The organism is Pseudomonas sp. W2Aug9 (assembly GCF_023127755.1).
Classification (GTDB): domain Bacteria; phylum Pseudomonadota; class Gammaproteobacteria; order Pseudomonadales; family Pseudomonadaceae; genus Aquipseudomonas; species Aquipseudomonas synxantha_A.
Genome location: NZ_SPKL01000020.1, coordinates 92,943 through 112,240, shown reverse-complemented (window position 1 = coordinate 112,240; position 19,298 = coordinate 92,943). Strand labels below are relative to the sequence as shown.

Genomic DNA, 19,298 nt, shown 5'->3' with positions numbered 1-19,298 from the left:
GGAGTGCGGCACATGTCAAAAGGGCATTCGCTACAAGACCCTTACTTGAATACTTTACGTAAAGAGAAAGTTGGGGTTTCCATCTATCTGGTCAACGGTATCAAGTTGCAAGGCACGATCGAGTCGTTCGACCAGTTCGTGATCCTGCTGAAAAACACCGTCAGCCAGATGGTCTACAAACACGCTATCTCGACAGTCGTTCCAGTTCGTCCAATCCGTCTGCCTAGCGCAGCAGGTGATGAACAGGGTGACGCTGAGCCAGGTAACGCCTGATAGGAGTCTCCTTTGTTCTTTGAGCGCCACGGTGGTGGTGAGCGAGTAATCCTCGTTCACTTGGATGGACAGGACCCTGAGGCGCGCGAAGATCCGCAGGAGTTTCAGGAGTTGGCAAATTCGGCCGGCGCCGAGACCGTTGCGTTTTTTAACGTGCCGCGTCATCGGCCAACCGCCAAATACCTGATCGGCAGCGGCAAGGTCGAGGAACTGCGCGACCTGGTTCACGCTGAAGAAGCCGATCTGGTGATCTTCAATCACACCCTCACGCCCAGTCAGGAACGTAACCTCGAACGTGTTTTCGAGTGTCGCGTGATCGACCGTACCGGCCTGATTCTCGATATTTTCGCCCAGCGCGCCCGTACCCATGAAGGCAAGCTCCAGGTCGAACTGGCCCAGCTTGATCACATGAGCACCCGCCTGGTTCGCGGCTGGACTCACCTTGAGCGTCAAGGTGGCGGCATCGGTATGCGCGGTCCGGGTGAAACCCAGCTGGAAACCGACCGGCGTCTGCTGCGGGTTCGCCTGCGCCAGATCAAGGGCCGCCTGGAAAAAGTCCGCAGCCAGCGCGAACAATCGCGCCGTGGCCGTTCCCGTGCGGATATCCCTACCGTGTCCCTGGTGGGCTATACCAACGCCGGCAAGTCCACGCTGTTCAACAACGTGACGAAATCGGACGTGTACGCGGCCGACCAACTGTTCGCCACCCTCGACCCGACCTTGCGCCGTCTGGACATAGACGACCTGGGGCCGATTGTCCTGGCCGATACCGTGGGTTTCATTCGTCACTTGCCGCACAAGCTGGTCGAGGCATTTCGGTCTACGCTCGAAGAGTCGAGCAATTCCGACCTGCTGCTGCACGTGATCGATGCGGCCGAACCGGATCGCATGTTGCAGATTGAACAGGTCATGGTGGTGCTGGGCGAGATTGGTGCCCAGGACTTGCCGATCCTCGAGGTCTATAACAAACTCGATTTGCTTGAAGGTGTTGAGCCACAAATCCAGCGTGACGAAAACGGCAAGCCCCAGCGGGTCTGGCTGTCGGCGCGTGATGGCAGTGGTTTGGACCTGCTTGAGCAAGCGATTGCCGAACTGCTGGGCAGCGATTTGTTTGTCGGCACCTTGCGCTTGCCGCAGCGTTTTGCTCGACTGCGGGCACAGTTTTTCGAACTGGGTGCGGTACAGAAAGAAGAACACGACGAAGAAGGTGTCAGCTTGCTGGCCGTTCGATTGCCACGCTCGGAGCTCAATCGACTGGTCAGTCGCGAGGGTGTTGTGCCGGCGGAGTTCATTGAACAACACACTTTGCAATAAAAGCCTGAGAAAGCGGTTGTGCCGCAGTAGCAGGCATTCTGTAGCATTGGTCGGCGCGCCGTGGGTGCGTCTTTGCTTTATCAGATGGAGAGCGCTATGGCTTGGAATGAGCCGGGTGGCAACTCGAATAATCAGGATCCTTGGGGTGGTAAGCGCCGCAATAATGGCGACCGCAAGGGGCCACCGGATCTCGACGAGGCCTTCCGAAAGCTGCAGGAAAGCCTGAATGGGTTGTTCGGTGGTGGAAAAAAACGTGGCGGTGACGACGGCGGTCGCACCAGCAAGGGCGGCGGCTACGGCCTGCTGGGCCTGGGTCTTGTCGTGCTCGCGGCCGTATGGCTGTACAGCGCGGTCTACGTGGTGGACGAGCAGGAGCAAGCCGTGGTGCTGCGCTTCGGCAAGTACTACGAGACTGTCGGGCCGGGCCTGAACATCTATTTCCCGCCGATCGACAAGAAGTACATGGAAAACGTCACGCGTGAGCGTGCGTACACCAAGCAGGGCCAGATGCTGACCGAAGACGAGAACATCGTCGAAGTGCCGCTGACCGTGCAGTACAAGATCAGCAACCTGCAGGATTTCGTGCTGAACGTTGATCAGCCGGAGATCAGCCTGCAACACGCAACCGAAAGTGCCCTGCGCCATGTGGTGGGTTCCACCGCCATGGACCAGGTGCTGACCGAAGGTCGTGAATTGATGGCCAGTGAAATCAAGGAGCGCCTGCAACGGTTCCTCGATACCTACCGCACCGGTATCACTGTCACTCAGGTGAACGTACAGAGCGCCGCGGCACCGCGTGAAGTGCAGGAAGCGTTTGACGATGTGATCCGCGCCCGTGAAGACGAGCAGCGTTCGCGCAACCAGGCTGAAACCTATGCCAACGGCGTTGTGCCGGAAGCCCGTGGTCAGGCCCAGCGCATCCTTGAAGATGCCAACGGTTATCGCGACGAAGTGGTCTCGCGCGCCAAGGGTGAGGCAGATCGCTTTACCAAGCTGGTTGCCGAGTACCGCAAGGCGCCGGAAGTCACGCGTGAGCGTCTGTACCTGGACACCATGCAGGAAGTTTTCAGCAACACCAGCAAGGTTCTCGTGACCGGCAACAAGGGTGGGCAGAACAACCTGCTGTACCTGCCGCTGGACAAGATGATCGAAAGTGGTCGTAGCGGCACCAGCGCACCGTCCACCGGTTCGAATGCCGCTGCCAACGAAGCGAGCGCCCGTGCGGCCGCTGACTTGCTGCAACAGCAAACACGTACCAGGGAGAGTCGTTGATGAGCAATAAATCGCTGACCGCCCTGATTGTGGGCGTCGTCGTGGTCATCGCTGCCTGGAACTGCTTCTACATCGTGGCTCAGACCGAGCGTGCGGTGCTGCTGCAATTCGGTCGCGTGGTCCAGGCGGATGTCCAGCCAGGCCTGCATGTGAAAGTCCCCTACGTCAACCAGGTGCGCAAGTTCGACGCCCGCCTGATGACCCTGGATGCACCGACACAGCGCTTCCTGACCCTGGAAAAGAAAGCCGTGATGGTTGACGCCTACGCCAAGTGGCGCGTCAAGGATGCCGAGCGCTTCTACACCGCGACCTCCGGCCTCAAGCAGATTGCCGACGAGCGTTTGTCCCGTCGTCTGGAATCGGGCCTGCGTGACCAGTTTGGTAAGCGCACCCTGCATGAGGTGGTTTCTGGTGAACGTGATGCGCTGATGGCGGATATCACCCGTTCGCTGAACACCATGGCGGAAAAAGAGCTGGGTATCGAAGTCGTCGATGTCCGGGTCAAGGCCATTGACCTGCCCAAGGAAGTGAACCGCAGCGTGTTCGAACGTATGAGCACCGAGCGTGAGCGTGAAGCTCGTGAGCACCGTGCCAAGGGTAACGAGCTGGCTGAAGGTATCCGCGCCGATGCTGACCGTCAGCGCCGAGTCCTGCTGGCAGAGGCCTATCGTGAGTCTGAAGAGGCCCGCGGTGATGGTGATGCTCAAGCGGCGGCGATCTACGCCAAGGCTTACGGCCAGGACCAGGAGTTCTACGCGTTCTACCGTAGCCTGCGTGCCTACCGTGAAAGCTTCGCGAACAAAACCGACGTACTGGTGCTGGACCCAAGCAGCGACTTCTTCCGCTACCTGGAAAAGTCCAAGTAACAGGCCTGTGATTCTGTAGGGGGCACTCCGTCGGGCGGCTAAAATGCCTGGCGGGGTGATCCTTTCAGAAAACGGGTGTATGATGCGGCAGCCGGGAAATTCCCGGCTTTTTTGCGTCTGCATGTTTGATTCGGCAGGCGTGACAGGTTTTTCGAGGAAAGTGCCCGACGAGGCCGTTTGCAGGCCGTTCGTCACGTCGCTCTTGCGCGTGGTTTATGCAGGAGGCGGGTATTTTCTGCTTCACTCAAGGCTCGGCCGAGGGCTGGCCGCCCGGATCAAAGGGGAATGGCGTAATGGCAACGGTAGACCGCTGGCTGCTGCCAGATGGCATCGAAGAAGTACTGCCACCAGAAGCTGCGCGCATTGAAGTAGCGCGTCGCCAGGTGTTGGATCTGTTCCAGAGCTGGGGTTACGAGTTTGTCGTGACTCCCCATATCGAGTACCTGGAATCCCTGCTGACCGGCGCGGGCCAGGACCTGGATCTGCGCACCTTCAAGGTGATCGACCCGCAATCGGGCCGGCAAATGGGGTTCCGTGCCGACATCACGCCGCAAGTGGCGCGCATCGACGCGCACACCCTGCGCCGCGAAGGTCCGAGCCGCCTGTGCTACGCCGGCAGCGTGTTGCATGCCCAGCCGCGAGCCTTGTCGTCTTCGCGCAGCCCGATCCAGTTGGGTGCCGAGTTGTACGGCGATGCCAGCCCGAGCAGCGACGTTGAAGTGATCAGCCTGATGCTGGCCATGCTGCAACTGGCTGACGTGCCGGATGTCCACATGGACCTGGGCCACGTCGGTATCTATCGTGGTCTGGCCCGTGCGGCCGGCTTGTCCGGTGAGGTGGAGCAACAGTTGTTCGATGCCCTGCAGCGCAAGGCGATCGACGAAGTGATCGCCCTGACCGAGGGTGTGCCGGCTGAACTGGCCGGTATGCTGCGTGCGCTGGTGGACCTGTGCGGTGGTCGTGAAGTGCTGGTGGCTGCGCGTGAGCGCCTGGCCAATGCGCCGGCGCCGGTATTGGCGGCACTGGATGACGTGCTGGCGATTGCCGAACGCTTGTCGGCGCGGTTCCCGCAGCTGCCGCTGTATTTTGATCTGGGCGAGTTGCGCGGCTACCACTACCACACCGGTGTGGTGTTCGCGGTATTTGTCCCGGGTGTTGGCCAGGCCATCGCCCAAGGTGGTCGTTACGACGATATCGGCGCCGACTTCGGTCGCGCGCGTCCGGCCACTGGTTTTTCCACCGATTTGAAAACCCTGGTGACCCTGGGGCGTGCTGAGGTCGAGCTGCCGTCTGGTGGCATCTGGATGCCCGACAGTACGGACGCGGCGCTCTGGCAGCAGGTTTGCCAGTTACGCAGTGAGGGTCAGCGTGTGGTCCAGGCCTTGCCTGGGCAGCCATTGGCCGCCGCCCGTGAAGCGGACTGCGACCGGCAATTGATTCAGCAGAACGGGCTTTGGCAAGTATCGCCACTGGCTTCTTGAGTTTTCCTGCCGGCCATCGCCGGCACCAAGTTTGCGCGAATGAGGACAAGTGTTATGGGTAAGAATGTCGTAGTCCTGGGCACCCAATGGGGTGATGAGGGCAAAGGCAAGATCGTTGATCTGCTGACCGAACATGCTGCCGCCGTAGTGCGCTACCAGGGTGGCCACAACGCTGGCCACACCCTGGTCATCGATGGCGAAAAAACCGTCTTGCACCTGATTCCGTCGGGCGTACTGCGCGAAGGCGTGCAGTGCCTGATCGGCAACGGCGTGGTAGTTGCACCTGACGCCCTGCTGCGCGAGATCACCAAGCTGGAAGAGAAAGGCGTACCGGTGCGCGAGCGCCTGCGCATCAGCCCGTCCTGCCCGCTGATCCTGTCCTTCCACGTTGCACTGGACCAGGCCCGTGAAAAGGCCCGTGGCGAGCTGAAGATCGGCACTACCGGTCGCGGCATCGGTCCGGCCTATGAAGACAAGGTTGCGCGTCGTGGCCTGCGTGTGGGCGACCTGCTCAACATGCCGCGCTTTGAAGACAAGCTGCGTGAACTGGTGGATTACCACAACTTCATGCTGGTGGGTTACTACAAAGAGCCTGCCATCGAGTTCGACAAGACCCTGGCCGAGTGCAAGGAATACGCAGAGCTGCTCAAGCCGCTGATGCTGGACGTGACCGCCGAGCTGCACGACCTGCGTCGCGCCGGCAAAGACATCATGTTCGAAGGCGCCCAGGGCTCGTTGCTGGACATCGACCACGGCACCTACCCGTACGTGACCAGCTCCAACACCACTGCTGGCGGCGTTGCCACAGGTTCAGGCGTTGGTCCGATGTTCCTGGACTACATCCTGGGCATCACCAAGGCTTACACCACCCGTGTAGGCTCGGGTCCGTTCCCGACTGAGCTGTTCGACGACGTTGGCGCGCACCTGGCCAAGCAAGGTCACGAATTCGGCGCCACCACTGGCCGTGCTCGTCGTTGCGGTTGGTTCGACGCCGTTATCCTGCGTCGCGCTATCGATGTGAACAGCATTTCGGGCATTTGCCTGACCAAGCTGGACGTACTCGACGGCCTGGAAGCCATCAACATCTGCGTCGGCTACAAAGACGCGCAAGGCAACGACGTTGCCCCGACCGACGCTGACAGCTACGTGGGCCTGCAGCCTGTGTACGAAGAAGTGCCAGGTTGGACCGAATCGACCGTGGGCGCCAAGACCCTGGAAGAACTGCCAGCCAACGCCCGCGCTTACATCAAGCGTGTGGAAGAGCTGATCGGTGCACCGATCGACATTATTTCGACCGGCCCGGACCGCAACGAGACCATCGTTCTGCGTCACCCGTTCGCTTAATAAAGTGTTGATGTAAAAAGCAAAGGGGTCCTTCGGGAGCCCTTTGTCGTTTCTGCCTGGCAAACGGCACGACCCTTGCTGTGTTTCCCCCTTTCGAGGTGCTATCAAATTAGTGGCACCCGTGGTGGAGGGGTTTCCAGTGTCTGCCGTTCTCTCGTTGTTACAAAGCCGTCTGTTGCGGCCGGTGTTCGTTACCCTTGGTATCGCCCTTTTGGTGCAAGTGCTGGTTGCCGTCGCGCTGACGCGGAGCACCGTGACCGCGCTGGAAGCTGATTTGGGTAATCGTCTGGGCATCGATAGTCAGAAACTGTCTGGCGAATTGGCCCAGGCCGGCAAGGAGGTCACGTCCAGCCTCGACAGCTTGTCCTCCAGCACGCGCCAGCGCCTAACAGCCGGGCTTTCCACGCGTCTGCAGGAAGAGCAGAAGCAACTGCGTGCGACCCTGGAAAAAGACCTGAAGGACTCCGCCAATGACATGGCGCAGTTGCTGGCCTCGGTCGCGCCCCGCGCCATGTGGGACAGCGATGTGCCAACACTCTCGGAATTTGCCCGGCGTGCCCAACGCAATCCCAACGTGTTGTTCGTCGTGTATGACGACGCCGCGGGTGAGCACCTGACGCGTTATCTGAACCGTGATAACCCGATCAACCAGGCGTTGCTGGCAAAGGGTGCGGGTGAGCGTGCCCTCGATAAAGTGCTGAACGCGGCCAAGACAGACCCGTCGGTGTACTACGTCGAAGCCTCCATCAGCCCAAATGGTGTGGAAATCGGCAAGGTGCGCATGGGCGTGTCGACCGCTGCGGTTGAGGCCGACCTGCAAGCGTTGGATAAGCGCTTTGCCGCGCTGATCGCCAGCGGTGATCAACTGGTGGGCGATAGCCTCCAGGGGGCGGCGGCTGATAGTGCCAGCGCCATGGGCGCCAGGCTGCAGTCGGCACAGGCAACTGCCACCCAAATGACTGCAAACACCTCCAGCGCCGTGCAAGAAGCGGCGGGCGCCCTGCGTTGGCGTATCGGCATGGGCCTGGCATTGGTGGGGCTTGGCGTATTGCTGTTGCTCGCTGTTGTGTTGGGCCGGCGCGTGGTCAATCGTCTCAAGCTGCTTATTGCCGCCATGGACGACCTGGCGGCAGGCGAGGGCGACCTCACCAAGCGTGTGCAGATCAACAGCAAGGACGAAATCGGTGATATGGCTTCGGCGGTCAATCGCTTTGTGGATAAGTTGCAGCCCATCGTGCGTGAGGCGGGCGATGTGGCCCAGCGTACCGGTGTGGAAATCGGCGCCATGACATTGCGTAACGCGGGCGCCGACGCGGCAGCGGGTTTGCAGCGCGACGAGGTTGCAGAGAGCTTGCGCGCACTTTCGCAAATGGCTGACGAGGCCCAGGCCGAAAGTCACGCCATGCAAGCGGCCTTGCAGCAGGTGGTGGATATTCGCCAGGCCACGGATGAGAACTCGCGCACCTCGGCTGAGGTCGGCAGCTTGATCGAGGCGTTGGCGGGGCAGGTGCAGGCTGGCTCCCAGGTGATTGAGCGGCTGGCGCAGCAAAGCGAGCAGATCGAAGTCGTGCTAACCGTGATCCACGGTATCGCCGAGCAAACCAATTTGCTTGCCCTGAATGCGGCTATCGAAGCGGCGCGGGCGGGCGAGACTGGACGTGGCTTTGCGGTGGTGGCGGACGAAGTGCGTGCGCTGGCCAGCAAGACCCAAAGCTCTACCGGCGACATCCAGGCGCATATCGTGGCGTTGCAACAGGGCGCGCGTGAGGCGGTGGAAACAATCGGCAAGGCTGGCCGCCAGGCCAATGAGGGCTTGCTGGTGTTGCGCGACAGTGTGCGTTTGCAGCAGACAGTACAAGCGTCGGTGGAGCAGGTGCACGCCGCGATTGGTCTGGCGACGCGTGCGGCTGAGCACCAGGCTCAGGGCGCCCATGCGGTGCGTGGGCGGGTGGAAGTGATCCATGCCCAGGCCGAGCGTGCGGCGCAGGCTGTGGTGGAGACGACGGCCAGTGGCAAGGTGCTGGATGGGTTGGCGGCGCAGTTGAAGGCGAGCCTGGGGCAGTTCCGGGCTTAGTGGTGTCCATACCGGCCACATCGGGAGCAAGCCCCCTCCCACACTTGATTTGCGAACACATTCAAATGTGGGAGGGGCGGTGCGACGATTCGACTTGCCCCCGATAGCGGTCTCAGCGACTCAGATACATCCGAGTCGTAAGTAGATACACCGGCAACCCCGACACCAATATCAACAACGCTGCATACGGTGCCGCCGCCGCAAACTCCACATTCGAAGTATGCGCCCACACGGCCGTCGCCAAGGTATTCAACCCGGTCGGGCTCAGAAGCAAAGTCGCCGTCAATTCCTTCATCGCATCCAGAAACACCAGCGCAAATGCCGCCCCTAACGCCGGGAAGATAATCGGCAACGTCACTCGGCAAAACGCACTGAACGACGAAGCGCCCAACGTGCGCGCCGCCTCTTCCAGTTGTGGTGCCGCTTTGTTTAAGGCCGTACGAATCGGCGCCTGGGCCAATGGCAAAAACAGCAACGCATAAGCGATCAGCAACAACGCCGAGGTCTGGTACAGTGCGGGCACGTAATGCAGCGCGAAATACACCAGTGTCAGTGCAATCACCAGGCCGGGCAGGGCGTGTAGCAGGTAAGGCAGGCGTTCGGCCCACAGTGCCAACTGGCCTTTGTAGCGCACCACCAGCAAACCTACGGGCACCGCCAGTACCAGGCACAACGCCGCGCCTCCCAGCGACAAGGCAAGTGAGGAGAGCAACGCCTCGCCAATTTCAGCCAGTGGAAACGCGGCGGAAGATCCGACGGCCAACCAATAACCGAGCATCCCCAGTGGAATGCCGCTGCCAATGATCGCCAGCGCCAGGCAATACACCTGCCCCAATGGTGCCCACTTGCCCAGCCGGACCTGCTCGGCATGTCGCGCCGCGCCCTGGCCAATGCGCACGTGTCGGCCTTTGCCACGCACGCGCAACTCCAGCCACAGCAAGGTCAGGCACATCACCAGCAACACCGCCGAGAGCATCGCGGCATTGGCGTTGCTGAATTCCAGTTCGAATTGCTGGTAGATCGCGGTGGTAAAGGTCTGCAGGCCGATGATCGACAAGGCCCCGAACTCCACCAGCATGTGCAGGGCTATCAGGAGTGCCCCGGCCAATAGCGACGGCCATAGCAGCGGTAAGGTGACGCGAAAGAACACGCCCCAGCGATTCAGTCCCAGGGTGCGCGCGGACTCTTCCAGGGACGGGTCAAGGTTGCGCAAGGTTGCTGCCACCGGTAGAAATACCAGCGGGTACTTGGACAGACTCATCACCAGAATCGCGCCACCGAGCCCTTCGAAGCTCGCGCTCAGGGACACCCAGGTAAAGCTGCTGACAAACGCAGGTACCGCAAACGGCAGGCACAGGATTACGCCCCAGATCCTTCGTCCCGGCAGGTTGCTGCGTTCCAGCAGCCAAGCCAGGGACAGGCCGATCACACCACAGGTCACGGTCACGCCGACCATCAGCGCGAGGGTGTTGCGCAGCAGGCCAAACACATAAGGCCGCCACAGCAGATGCACCGCCTCTGCCCAGCCCGCTTGCCAGGCCTTGAGCCCGACATACGCCAGCGGCAGCAGGCTCAGGCCCACTAGCAGCAGTACTGGCAGCAACAGCCAGATCGACGGGCGTTTGCGCCGTGGGCTGAATGCCCCGGCCGTTAGCGATGCGGTCATCAGTTCAAGCCAACGTCACGTTCCAGTTCCAGGGCTTCTTCGGCGTTGCCAAGGTCGGCTGGGGTGACTTTCGGCGGCTGCAGCTCGCTGAAGGGCTTGAGGCCACGGTTGGATTGCATGCCCTTGCGCAGCGGGTACTCGGCCGAGGTGTTGGTGATCACGCGCTGGCCTTCTTCACTGGCCATGAATGCCAGCAGTTGCTGAGCTTCTTTGGGGTGTTTGCTGGATTTCAGTGCGGCAGCGGAGGATACGGTGATCAGGCCGCCAGCATCGCCATCGGTGAAGTAGTGCAGTTGGGAGTCCAGGTTGGTTTTTTCCTTTTTCAGGGCAAACCAGTAATAGTTGTTCACCAGCACGGTGGCCACTTCGCCATTTTCAACGGCCTTGAGGGCGACCATATTGTTGCTGTACACCTTGCCGAAGGCGCGCAGGCCGGTCAGCCACTCTTCGGCGGCTTCGCGACCGTGCAGTTTGATGATCGCCACGGCTTGTTCCTGGAAGGCACCGCTGGTGGGCACGAAGCCAACCTTGCCTTGCCACTCGGGGCCGGCGAAATCCAGGACGGATTTGGGCAGGTCCTTTTCAGCAATCAGTTTTGGATTGAACGCCACCACGCGGGTGCGTGCAGTCACGCCCATCCAATCACCATTACGACCGACGTAATCCTTGGGCAGCACGTCGAGGGTGCTGGCATCGATCTTCGCCAGCAAGCCTTGCTCGCCGAGTTTGTTCAGCGGCGGCGATTCTTCGGTATAGATCACGTCGGCGGGGGAGCGGTCACCTTCTTCGACGACCTGGCTGGCCAACTGATTGCTGCTGCCTTTGCGCACGTTGACGTGAATGCCGGTCTTGGCTTCAAAGGCTTTGGCGAGTTCATCGCCGACTTCCTTGTGTTGGCCGTTGTACAAGGTCAGGGCGATCTTGTCGGCAGAATAGGCGGCGGGCGAGAGCAGGGTCAGGCTGAGCAGGGTGAGGCTCAGGCCGCGCAGAAGGGATGTTTTGAGACGGTTATCGCGGATCATCATCCGAAGTGTTCCTCGCTATATGCAACAAATCATTGCAAGGATAAACGATAAAACTTCTCAAGTGCGGACGAGGGGGGGAAATCGCTGGGGAGTTTTTCGAGCATCAGAAACGAAAAAACCCGCTTTCGCGGGTTTGATCTGAATTTGGTGCCCAGGAGAAGACTCGAACTTCCACGACCTTGCGATCACCAGCACCTGAAGCTGGCGTGTCTACCAATTTCACCACCTGGGCATTATCTAACAACGTTGCCGCTGTTGATGGGGCGAACTATACGGCGGGCTTTTTGATCTGTAAACCCCTGATTCGAAAAATATAAATCAATTTTTCCGTTAAAAATCAAAGGTCTGAAACGAAAAAACCCGCTTTCGCGGGTTTGATCTGAATTTGGTGCCCAGGAGAAGACTCGAACTTCCACGACCTTGCGATCACCAGCACCTGAAGCTGGCGTGTCTACCAATTTCACCACCTGGGCATTATCTGACAACGTTGCCGTCGTCGATGGCGCGCACTATACGGAGCGATATTTGAGCTGTAAACCCCTGCCATGAAAAAACCCTGGAAAATTTCGCCAGTGGTCGTGCAAGGTGCGCGGTGGGGGGCGTAAAGGTCTTTTAAACGCTTGTTGATACCTGAAATTTCCCGTTTCAATACGCGTATGCCAAACTAACCCACATATAGACAAGGTGAAAACTCTCTAATGGCCGATTGGCAGTCCCTCGATCCCGAGGCCGCTCGTGAAGCGGAAAAATATGAAAACCCTATTCCTAGCCGCGAACTGATCCTGGCGCACCTCGCCGATCGTGGTTCGCCTGCTAGCCGCGAGCAGTTGGTCGAAGAATTCGGTCTGACCACCGAAGACCAGCTCGAAGCCCTGCGCCGCCGTCTGCGTGCGATGGAGCGCGATGCTCAATTGATCTACACCCGTCGTGGCACTTACGCGCCGGTAGACAAGCTCGACCTGATCCTGGGCCGCATTGCCGGCCATCGTGACGGTTTCGGCTTCCTGATCCCGGATGACGGCAGTGACGATCTGTTCATGAGCCCGGCGCAAATGCGCCTGGTGTTCGATGGCGACCGCGCCCTGGCGCGGGTTTCCGGTCTGGACCGTCGCGGTCGTCGCGAAGGCGTGATCGTCGAAGTGGTGTCCCGTGCCCACGAGTCCATCGTCGGCCGTTACTTCGAAGAAGGCGGCATCGGCTTTGTGGTTCCGGATAACCCGAAGGTCCAGCAGGAAGTGCTGATCACCCCCGGCCGCAACGGTGCCGCCAAGGTCGGCCAGTTCGTCGAGGTGAAAATCACCCATTGGCCAACGGCGCGCTTCCAGCCCCAGGGCGATATCGTTGAAGTGGTCGGCAACTACATGGCGCCCGGCATGGAAATCGACGTTGCGCTGCGCACCTACGATATTCCTCACGTCTGGCCTGATGCCGTGCTCAAGGAAGCCGCCAAGCTCAAGCCGGAAGTCGAAGAGAAAGACAAAGAAAAACGCATCGACCTGCGTCATCTGCCGTTCGTCACCATTGACGGCGAAGATGCCCGCGACTTCGACGATGCGGTCTACTGCGAAGCCAAGCCTGGCAAGCTGCGCCTGTTCTCCGGCGGCTGGAAGCTGTACGTCGCGATTGCCGACGTGTCCAGCTACGTGAAGATCGGTTCGGCCCTGGATAACGAAGCCCAGGTGCGCGGCAACTCCGTGTACTTCCCTGAGCGCGTGATCCCGATGCTGCCTGAGCAGCTGTCCAACGGCCTGTGCTCCCTGAACCCGAAAGTCGACCGTTTGGCCATGGTGTGCGAGATGACCATCTCCAAAACCGGCGAAATGACCGACTACCAGTTCTACGAAGCGGTGATTCACTCCCAGGCACGCCTGACCTACAACAAGGTCAGCACCATTCTGGAAACACCGAAGACCAGCGAAGCCAAGGCCCTGCGTACCGAGTACGCTGGCGTGGTCCCACACCTCAAGCAATTGTACTCGCTGTACAAGGTGCTGCTGGGCGCCCGTCATACCCGTGGCGCGATCGATTTTGAAACCCAGGAAACCCGGATTGTTTTCGGTTCCGAGCGCAAGATCGCCGCTATCACCCCGACCACCCGTAACGACGCGCACAAGTTGATTGAGGAATGCATGCTGGCGGCCAACGTGGCCACTGCCGAGTTCCTGAAGAAGCACGAAATTCCTGCGCTGTACCGCGTCCACGACGGCCCGCCGCCGGAACGTCTGGAAAAACTGCGCGCCTTCCTTGGTGAGCTTGGCCTGTCCCTGCATAAAGGCAAGGACGGCCCGACGCCCAAGGATTACCAGGCTTTGCTGGCCAGCATCAAGGATCGTCCGGATTACCACGTGATTCAGACCGTGATGCTGCGTTCCCTGAGCCAGGCGGTGTACAGCGCCGATAACCAGGGTCACTTTGGCCTCAACTACGAAGCGTACACCCACTTCACGTCGCCGATCCGTCGTTACCCGGATTTGCTCACGCACCGGGCGATCCGCAGCGTGATCCACTCCAGGCAGAACACCCCGCACGTCAAGCGCGCCGGTGCCATGACCATTCCGAAGGCGCGGATCTATCCGTACGACGAGGCGGCCCTGGAGCAGTTGGGCGAGCAGTGCTCCATGAGCGAGCGCCGCGCCGACGAAGCCACCCGCGACGTAGTGAACTGGCTCAAGTGCGAGTTCATGAAGGATCGCGTGGGCGAATCGTTCCCGGGCGTGATCACTGCTGTGACGGGCTTTGGTCTGTTCGTGGAACTGACCGACATCTACGTCGAGGGCCTGGTGCATGTCACCGCCTTGCCGGGTGACTACTACCACTTCGATCCTGTGCACCACCGTCTGGCGGGCGAGCGCACCGGTCGCAGCTTCCGCTTGGGCGATACCGTCGAAGTGCAGGTCATGCGCGTCGATCTGGACGAACGCAAGATCGACTTCGGTATGCCTGACAAGCCCGCTGAGCCGGCTGGCCGCAAAAAGCGTGGCAGCGAAACCGCAGCGCCGGCTTCCAAAGGCAAGGCCGCTGGCGCGAAGACGGCTGCCGAGCCTGCACCTGCCAAGTCGGGGCGTCGCTCTTCCGCCAAGGACAAGGCTCCTGAAGCCTACCGCCCAAGCGATGCCGCGGCGAAAAACGCCGAGCTGCGCAAGAGCCGCGAGTTGAAGCAGCAGCTGCTCAACGAAGCCAAAAGTGGTGGTAAAGCGGCGTCTGGGGGAAAGTCCCAAGGGGCGGAAAAACCGTCGAGCAAGCCAAGTAAACATCGTAAAGGCCCACCCAAAGCGGGCTCTGCCCCCGCGAAAAGCGGCGGGTCGCGCAAACCTAAGGCCAAGTCATGAGTCTGGAAAAAATCTACGGCGTGCACGCCGTAGAAGCACTGCTGCGTCATCACCCCAAGCGGGTCAAGCAGGTTTGGTTGGCCGAAGGCCGCAGTGAGCCGCGTGTGCAGGCGCTGGTCGAACTGGCCACCCAAAACAAGGTTGCCATCGGCCAGGCCGAGCGTCGCGAAATGGACGTGTGGGTTGAAGGTGTACACCAGGGCGTGGTCGCGGACGTCAGCCCGAGCCAGGTATGGGGCGAGGCGATGCTCGACGAGCTGCTCGACCGTACCGAAGGCGCGCCTCTGTTGCTGGTACTGGACGGCGTGACCGACCCGCACAACCTCGGCGCCTGCCTGCGTTCGGCAGATGCTGCCGGCGCGCTTGCAGTGATCGTGCCTAAAGACAAGTCTGCAACCTTGACGCCGGTGGTGCGCAAAGTGGCTTGCGGCGCGGCAGAAGTGATTCCGCTGGTGGCCGTGACCAACCTGGCGCGCACCCTGGAGAAACTCCAGCAGCGCGGCCTGTGGGTCGTGGGTACGGCAGGCGAGGCCGAGGTCAGCATTTATGACCAGGACTTGACCGGCCCGACCATCCTGATCATGGGCGCCGAAGGCAAAGGCATGCGTCGTTTGACCCGTGAGCATTGCGATTATCTGGTGCACTTGCCGATGGCCGGTAGCGTCAGCAGCCTGAACGTATCGGTGGCGACGGGCGTGTGCCTGTTTGAAGCCCAGCGTCAGCGTGGTGCCAAGGTCAAAGCCAAGAAGTAATCCCGAGCCTGGCACAGAACCAAAATGTGGGAGGGGGCTTGCTCCCGATAGCGGTGGGTCAGTTACAGATGATGTGACTGAACTCTCGCAATCGGGAGCAAGCCCCCTCCCACATTTAATTTTGTGGTGTTTGGAAAGTTGTTCAAATAATCACCAATCACCTTGCGCCGCTTCTCCCCCTTCTCTACAATTGCGCCCCTTGCCTTCCTGGCAGGCACCGATGTGCCTCCCCTACGGCAAGATCCATAAGTGTCATTCACTCCTTGTCTGACCGTTTTTGAGCGGCAGGCTACAACCCGTAAGGAGCATTCATGCGTCATTACGAAATCATCTTTTTGGTCCACCCGGATCAAAGCGAGCAAGTCGGCGGCATGGTTGAGCGTTACACCAAGCTGATCGAAGAAGACGGCGGCAAAATCCACCGTCTGGAAGATTGGGGCCGTCGTCAACTGGCCTACGCAATCAACAATGTTCACAAGGCTCACTACGTGATGCTGAACGTTGAGTGCACTGGCAAGGCCCTGGCCGAGCTGGAAGACAACTTCCGCTACAACGATGCAGTGATCCGTAACCTGGTCATCCGTCGCGAAGAAGCCGTTACCGGCCAATCCGAGATGCTCAAGGCTGAAGAAAACCGCAGTGAGCGCCGTGAGCGTCGCGACCGTCCTGAAGAAGGCGCTGATGATAGCGCTGATGACAGTGACAACAGCGATAACGCTGACGAGTAATCCACGGACCTTATTAAGGAGCCTATCAAATGGCACGTTTCTTCCGTCGTCGTAAATTCTGCCGCTTCACCGCTGAAGACGTGAAAGAGATCGATTACAAAGATCTCAACACTCTGAAAGCTTACGTATCCGAGACCGGCAAAATCGTTCCAAGCCGTATCACCGGTACCAAAGCACGTTATCAGCGTCAGCTGGCCACCGCTATCAAGCGCGCCCGCTTCCTGGCCCTGCTGGCCTACACCGACAGCCACGGCCGCTGAGACCGGGCAGTCGACAAGTAGTAAGGGATTGAATGCATGCGCGCCTTAGCTGAGTTCATCATGCGCGGTCGCGTGCAGGCCACTCTGGTAGTGGCTGGCTGTGCGGCATTGCCGTTGCTTTATTGGTTGGGTGCTGCCGCAGGTTGCCTTGTGCTGCTGCGGCGCGGTTTGAAGGACGCCCTTGGCGTTCTTGCCCTGGGTTTGTTGCCGGCCTTGATCTGGTGGCTGCAAATGGGTGATCCACGGGTACTTCTGGTACTGCTGGGGTCATCGAGCCTTGCGTTGGTTCTGCGCGCAAGTGAGTCCTGGGTCCGTACGCTGCTGGTCAGCGTGGCATTGGGGTTGGTGTACTCAGTGATGCTTGGCGCGGCTTTCCGCCCGCAAATCGAGGCGCTGTCGCAGGAGATCGTCAAGATCCTGCCACTGGCTCTCGGGGATCTCTACCAGCAGTTGTCGGTAGATGAGCGAGCGCGGTTTGCGTCACTGATTGCCCCGGTCCTGACCGGCCTGATTGCGGCATTGTTGCAGGTCGTCAGCGTGCTGAGCCTGATTCTTGGGCGTTATTGGCAGGCGTTGTTGTACAACCCGGGTGGTTTTGGTCGCGAGTTTCGCAGTATCAGAATCCCTGCGGGGCCGGCGATGTTGCTGCTGGCGTGCATGGTTGTCGGACCGAACTTCGGTCCACAGATGGCCTTGCTGGCGCCGATTTGCAGCGTACCGCTGGTGTTTGCCGGGCTGGCCCTGATTCACGGGCTGGTTGCGCGAAAGCGCCTGGCCAGGTTCTGGCTGGTGGGGTTGTACGTCACGCTGTTGCTGTTCATGCAGCTGATCTATCCGTTACTCGTGGTTCTGGCCATTGTCGACGGCCTGATTGATTTTCGCGGACGTCTGGCGTCGAAAGATGCCGATAGCGCGAACGGTGAAGGTTAAAAGTTAGAGGATTTTCACATGCAACTGATCCTTCTGGAAAAAGTCGCCAACCTGGGCAACCTGGGCGACAAAGTGAACGTTAAGGCCGGCTACGGTCGTAACTACCTGCTGCCATACGGCAAAGCCACCGCTGCAACCGCTGCCAACCTGGCTGCGTTTGAAGAGCGTCGTGCTGAGCTGGAAAAAGCCGCAGCAGACAAAAAAGCTTCGGCCGAAACTCGCGCTGCCCAACTGGCTGAGCTGGAAGTGACTATCACTGCCACCGCCGGTGACGAAGGCAAGCTGTTCGGTTCGATCGGCACCCACGACATCGCTGATGCACTGACCGCCTCCGGCGTTGAAGTGCAGAAGAGCGAAGTTCGTCTGCCGAACGGCACCATCCGCAACGTAGGCGAATTCGACGTAGCCGTGCACCTGCACGCCGAAGTTGAAGCCACCGTACGCGTTGTCGTGGTAGCAGCTTAAGTCGCACCTAACTGACTGGCACCTCGCGTGTCAGCCGGTTAACATCGGGCACGATCCTGTTTACAGGTCGTGCCTTTTGTTTTTCTACACACCCTTAAATTCCAAGTGGCCATGAACGAAATCTCCGCTCCTGAGCAATACGATCTGCAAACCGCTGCCCTGAAGGTGCCGCCGCATTCCATCGAGGCCGAACAGGCCGTGCTCGGTGGCTTGATGCTGGACAACAACGCCTGGGAACGCGTGCTGGATCAAGTCTCGGACGGTGACTTCTATCGCCATGACCACCGCCTGATCTTCCGCGCCATCGCCAAGCTGGCCGACCAGAACTCACCGATCGACGTGGTGACCCTGGCCGAGCAGCTGGACAAGGAAGGCCAGACCTCCCAGGTTGGCGGGCTGGGCTACCTCGGTGAACTGGCGAAAAACACGCCGTCCGTCGCCAACATCAAGGCCTATGCGCAGATCGTCCGCGAGCGCGCCACCCTGCGCCAGTTGATCGGCATCAGCACCGAAATCGCCGACAGCGCCTTCAACCCGGAAGGCCGTACCGCCGCCGAGATCCTTGATGAAGCCGAACGCCAGATCTTCCAGATCGCCGAAGCGCGGCCCAAAACCGGTGGCCCGGTCAGTGTCAACGACCTGCTGACCAAGGCTATCGACCGTATCGATACCTTGTTCAACACCGACGCGGCCATTACCGGTATTTCCACCGGCTACACCGACCTCGACGAAAAGACCAGCGGCCTGCAGCCGTCCGACCTGATCATCGTCGCCGGCCGTCCGTCCATGGGTAAGACCACCTTTGCGATGAACCTGGTGGAAAACGCCGTACTGCGCAGCGACAAGGCGGTATTGGTGTACTCCCTCGAAATGCCAGGCGAATCGCTGATCATGCGTATGCTTTCGTCCCTGGGTCGTATCGACCAGACCAAAGTGCGTTCCGGCCAGTTGGAAGACGACGATTGGCCGCGTTTGACCTCGGCTGTCAACCTGCTCAATGACCGCAAGCTGTTCATCGACGACACGGCCGGTATCAGCCCGTCCGAGATGCGTGCGCGTACCCGCCGCCTGGTACGTGAACACGGCGATATCGCCCTGATCATGATCGACTACCTGCAGTTGATGCAGATTCCGGGCTCCAGCGGCGATAACCGTACTAACGAGATTTCCGAAATCTCCCGGTCCCTCAAAGCCCTGGCCAAGGAATTCAACTGCCCGGTGGTGGCGCTGTCCCAGCTCAACCGCTCCCTGGAACAACGCCCCAACAAGCGTCCGGTGAACTCCGACTTGCGTGAATCCGGAGCGATCGAGCAGGACGCCGACGTGATCATGTTCGTGTACCGCGACGAGGTGTACCACCCCGAAACGGAACACAAAGGCATTGCCGAGATCATTATCGGCAAGCAGCGTAACGGCCCGATCGGCTTTATTCGCCTGGCGTTCATCGGTAAGTACACGCGCTTCGAGAACCTGGCGCCGGGCAGTTACAACTTCGACGACGACGAGTAACCGTTGGCCG

At 59.9% G+C, this 19,298-nt stretch carries 16 protein-coding genes and 2 tRNA genes; 14 read left to right on the top strand and 4 right to left on the bottom strand.

The genetic code is table 11. The features are described from left to right. The first annotated feature begins 12 nt into the window (after positions 1 to 12). From hfq to E3O56_RS14175, 7 genes are all read left to right on the top strand, one after another. Positions 13 to 273 carry an RNA chaperone Hfq gene (gene hfq / locus E3O56_RS14205; RefSeq protein ID WP_003188059.1) on the top strand — a complete coding sequence of 87 codons (261 nt, stop codon included), beginning with the start codon at positions 13 to 15 and terminating at the stop codon, positions 271 to 273. Positions 274 to 285: 12 nt separating this feature from the next. Further along, on the top strand, positions 286 to 1,587 hold the full coding sequence (gene hflX / locus E3O56_RS14200; protein ID WP_032878202.1) for a ribosome rescue GTPase HflX: 1,302 nt from the start codon (positions 286 to 288) through the stop codon (positions 1,585 to 1,587). 96 nt (positions 1,588 to 1,683) lie between these two features. Continuing rightward, positions 1,684 to 2,859, top strand: coding sequence for an FtsH protease activity modulator HflK (gene hflK / locus E3O56_RS14195; protein ID WP_005784234.1), 1,176 nt, complete (start codon positions 1,684 to 1,686; stop codon positions 2,857 to 2,859). After that, positions 2,859 to 3,725, top strand: coding sequence for a protease modulator HflC (gene hflC / locus E3O56_RS14190; protein WP_003188064.1), 867 nt, complete (start codon positions 2,859 to 2,861; stop codon positions 3,723 to 3,725). Before hflK ends, hflC begins: the two co-directional genes overlap by 1 nt. A gap of 293 nt (positions 3,726 to 4,018) precedes the next feature. Then, positions 4,019 to 5,206, top strand: a complete 1,188-nt coding sequence (locus E3O56_RS14185) for an ATP phosphoribosyltransferase regulatory subunit (protein WP_032878199.1) — start codon at positions 4,019 to 4,021, stop codon at positions 5,204 to 5,206. Positions 5,207 to 5,260: 54 nt separating this feature from the next. Further along, positions 5,261 to 6,550 (top strand): adenylosuccinate synthase, encoded by a 1,290-nt coding sequence (locus tag E3O56_RS14180; RefSeq protein WP_005784238.1) that lies wholly within the window; start codon positions 5,261 to 5,263, stop codon positions 6,548 to 6,550. Between the two features lie 139 nt (positions 6,551 to 6,689). Continuing rightward, complete coding sequence (locus E3O56_RS14175) at positions 6,690 to 8,624, top strand: methyl-accepting chemotaxis protein (RefSeq protein WP_032878197.1); 1,935 nt, start codon at positions 6,690 to 6,692, stop codon at positions 8,622 to 8,624. A 112-nt stretch (positions 8,625 to 8,736) separates the two neighbouring features. Here E3O56_RS14175 and E3O56_RS14170 read toward each other — a convergent pair whose 3' ends face one another. From E3O56_RS14170 to E3O56_RS14155, 4 genes are all read right to left on the bottom strand, one after another. Then, positions 8,737 to 10,290 carry an iron ABC transporter permease gene (locus E3O56_RS14170; protein WP_032878196.1) on the bottom strand — a complete coding sequence of 518 codons (1,554 nt, stop codon included), beginning with the start codon at positions 10,288 to 10,290 and terminating at the stop codon, positions 8,737 to 8,739. Beyond that, the gene (locus E3O56_RS14165) at positions 10,290 to 11,315 is read right to left on the bottom strand and encodes an iron ABC transporter substrate-binding protein (protein WP_032878194.1); all 1,026 of its coding nucleotides are present in this window, start codon (positions 11,313 to 11,315) and stop codon (positions 10,290 to 10,292) included. Before E3O56_RS14165 ends, E3O56_RS14170 begins: the two co-directional genes overlap by 1 nt. A gap of 145 nt (positions 11,316 to 11,460) precedes the next feature. Further along, positions 11,461 to 11,547, bottom strand: a tRNA-Leu gene (locus E3O56_RS14160). Between the two features lie 154 nt (positions 11,548 to 11,701). Then, positions 11,702 to 11,788 (bottom strand) — tRNA-Leu (locus E3O56_RS14155). Between the two features lie 225 nt (positions 11,789 to 12,013). Here E3O56_RS14155 and rnr point away from each other — a divergent pair. The 7 genes from rnr to dnaB all read left to right on the top strand — a co-directional run bounded on the left by rnr (position 12,014) and on the right by dnaB (position 19,288). Further along, the gene (gene rnr / locus E3O56_RS14150; RefSeq protein WP_248128444.1) at positions 12,014 to 14,644 is read left to right on the top strand and encodes a ribonuclease R; all 2,631 of its coding nucleotides are present in this window, start codon (positions 12,014 to 12,016) and stop codon (positions 14,642 to 14,644) included. Beyond that, on the top strand, positions 14,641 to 15,396 hold the full coding sequence (gene rlmB / locus E3O56_RS14145) for a 23S rRNA (guanosine(2251)-2'-O)-methyltransferase RlmB (protein ID WP_021493242.1): 756 nt from the start codon (positions 14,641 to 14,643) through the stop codon (positions 15,394 to 15,396). Before rnr ends, rlmB begins: the two co-directional genes overlap by 4 nt. Before the next feature lie 311 nt (positions 15,397 to 15,707). Further along, positions 15,708 to 16,124, top strand: a complete 417-nt coding sequence (rpsF, locus tag E3O56_RS14140) for a 30S ribosomal protein S6 (protein WP_005784250.1) — start codon at positions 15,708 to 15,710, stop codon at positions 16,122 to 16,124. A 29-nt stretch (positions 16,125 to 16,153) separates the two neighbouring features. After that, the gene (gene rpsR / locus E3O56_RS14135) at positions 16,154 to 16,384 is read left to right on the top strand and encodes a 30S ribosomal protein S18 (RefSeq protein ID WP_002551829.1); all 231 of its coding nucleotides are present in this window, start codon (positions 16,154 to 16,156) and stop codon (positions 16,382 to 16,384) included. Positions 16,385 to 16,420: 36 nt separating this feature from the next. After that, on the top strand, positions 16,421 to 17,314 hold the full coding sequence (locus tag E3O56_RS14130) for a hypothetical protein (protein ID WP_005784252.1): 894 nt from the start codon (positions 16,421 to 16,423) through the stop codon (positions 17,312 to 17,314). Positions 17,315 to 17,332: 18 nt separating this feature from the next. After that, on the top strand, positions 17,333 to 17,779 hold the full coding sequence (rplI, locus tag E3O56_RS14125; RefSeq protein ID WP_003171376.1) for a 50S ribosomal protein L9: 447 nt from the start codon (positions 17,333 to 17,335) through the stop codon (positions 17,777 to 17,779). Positions 17,780 to 17,890: 111 nt separating this feature from the next. Further along, positions 17,891 to 19,288 carry a replicative DNA helicase gene (gene dnaB, locus E3O56_RS14120; RefSeq protein ID WP_003188079.1) on the top strand — a complete coding sequence of 466 codons (1,398 nt, stop codon included), beginning with the start codon at positions 17,891 to 17,893 and terminating at the stop codon, positions 19,286 to 19,288. Positions 19,289 to 19,298 lie beyond the last annotated feature (10 nt).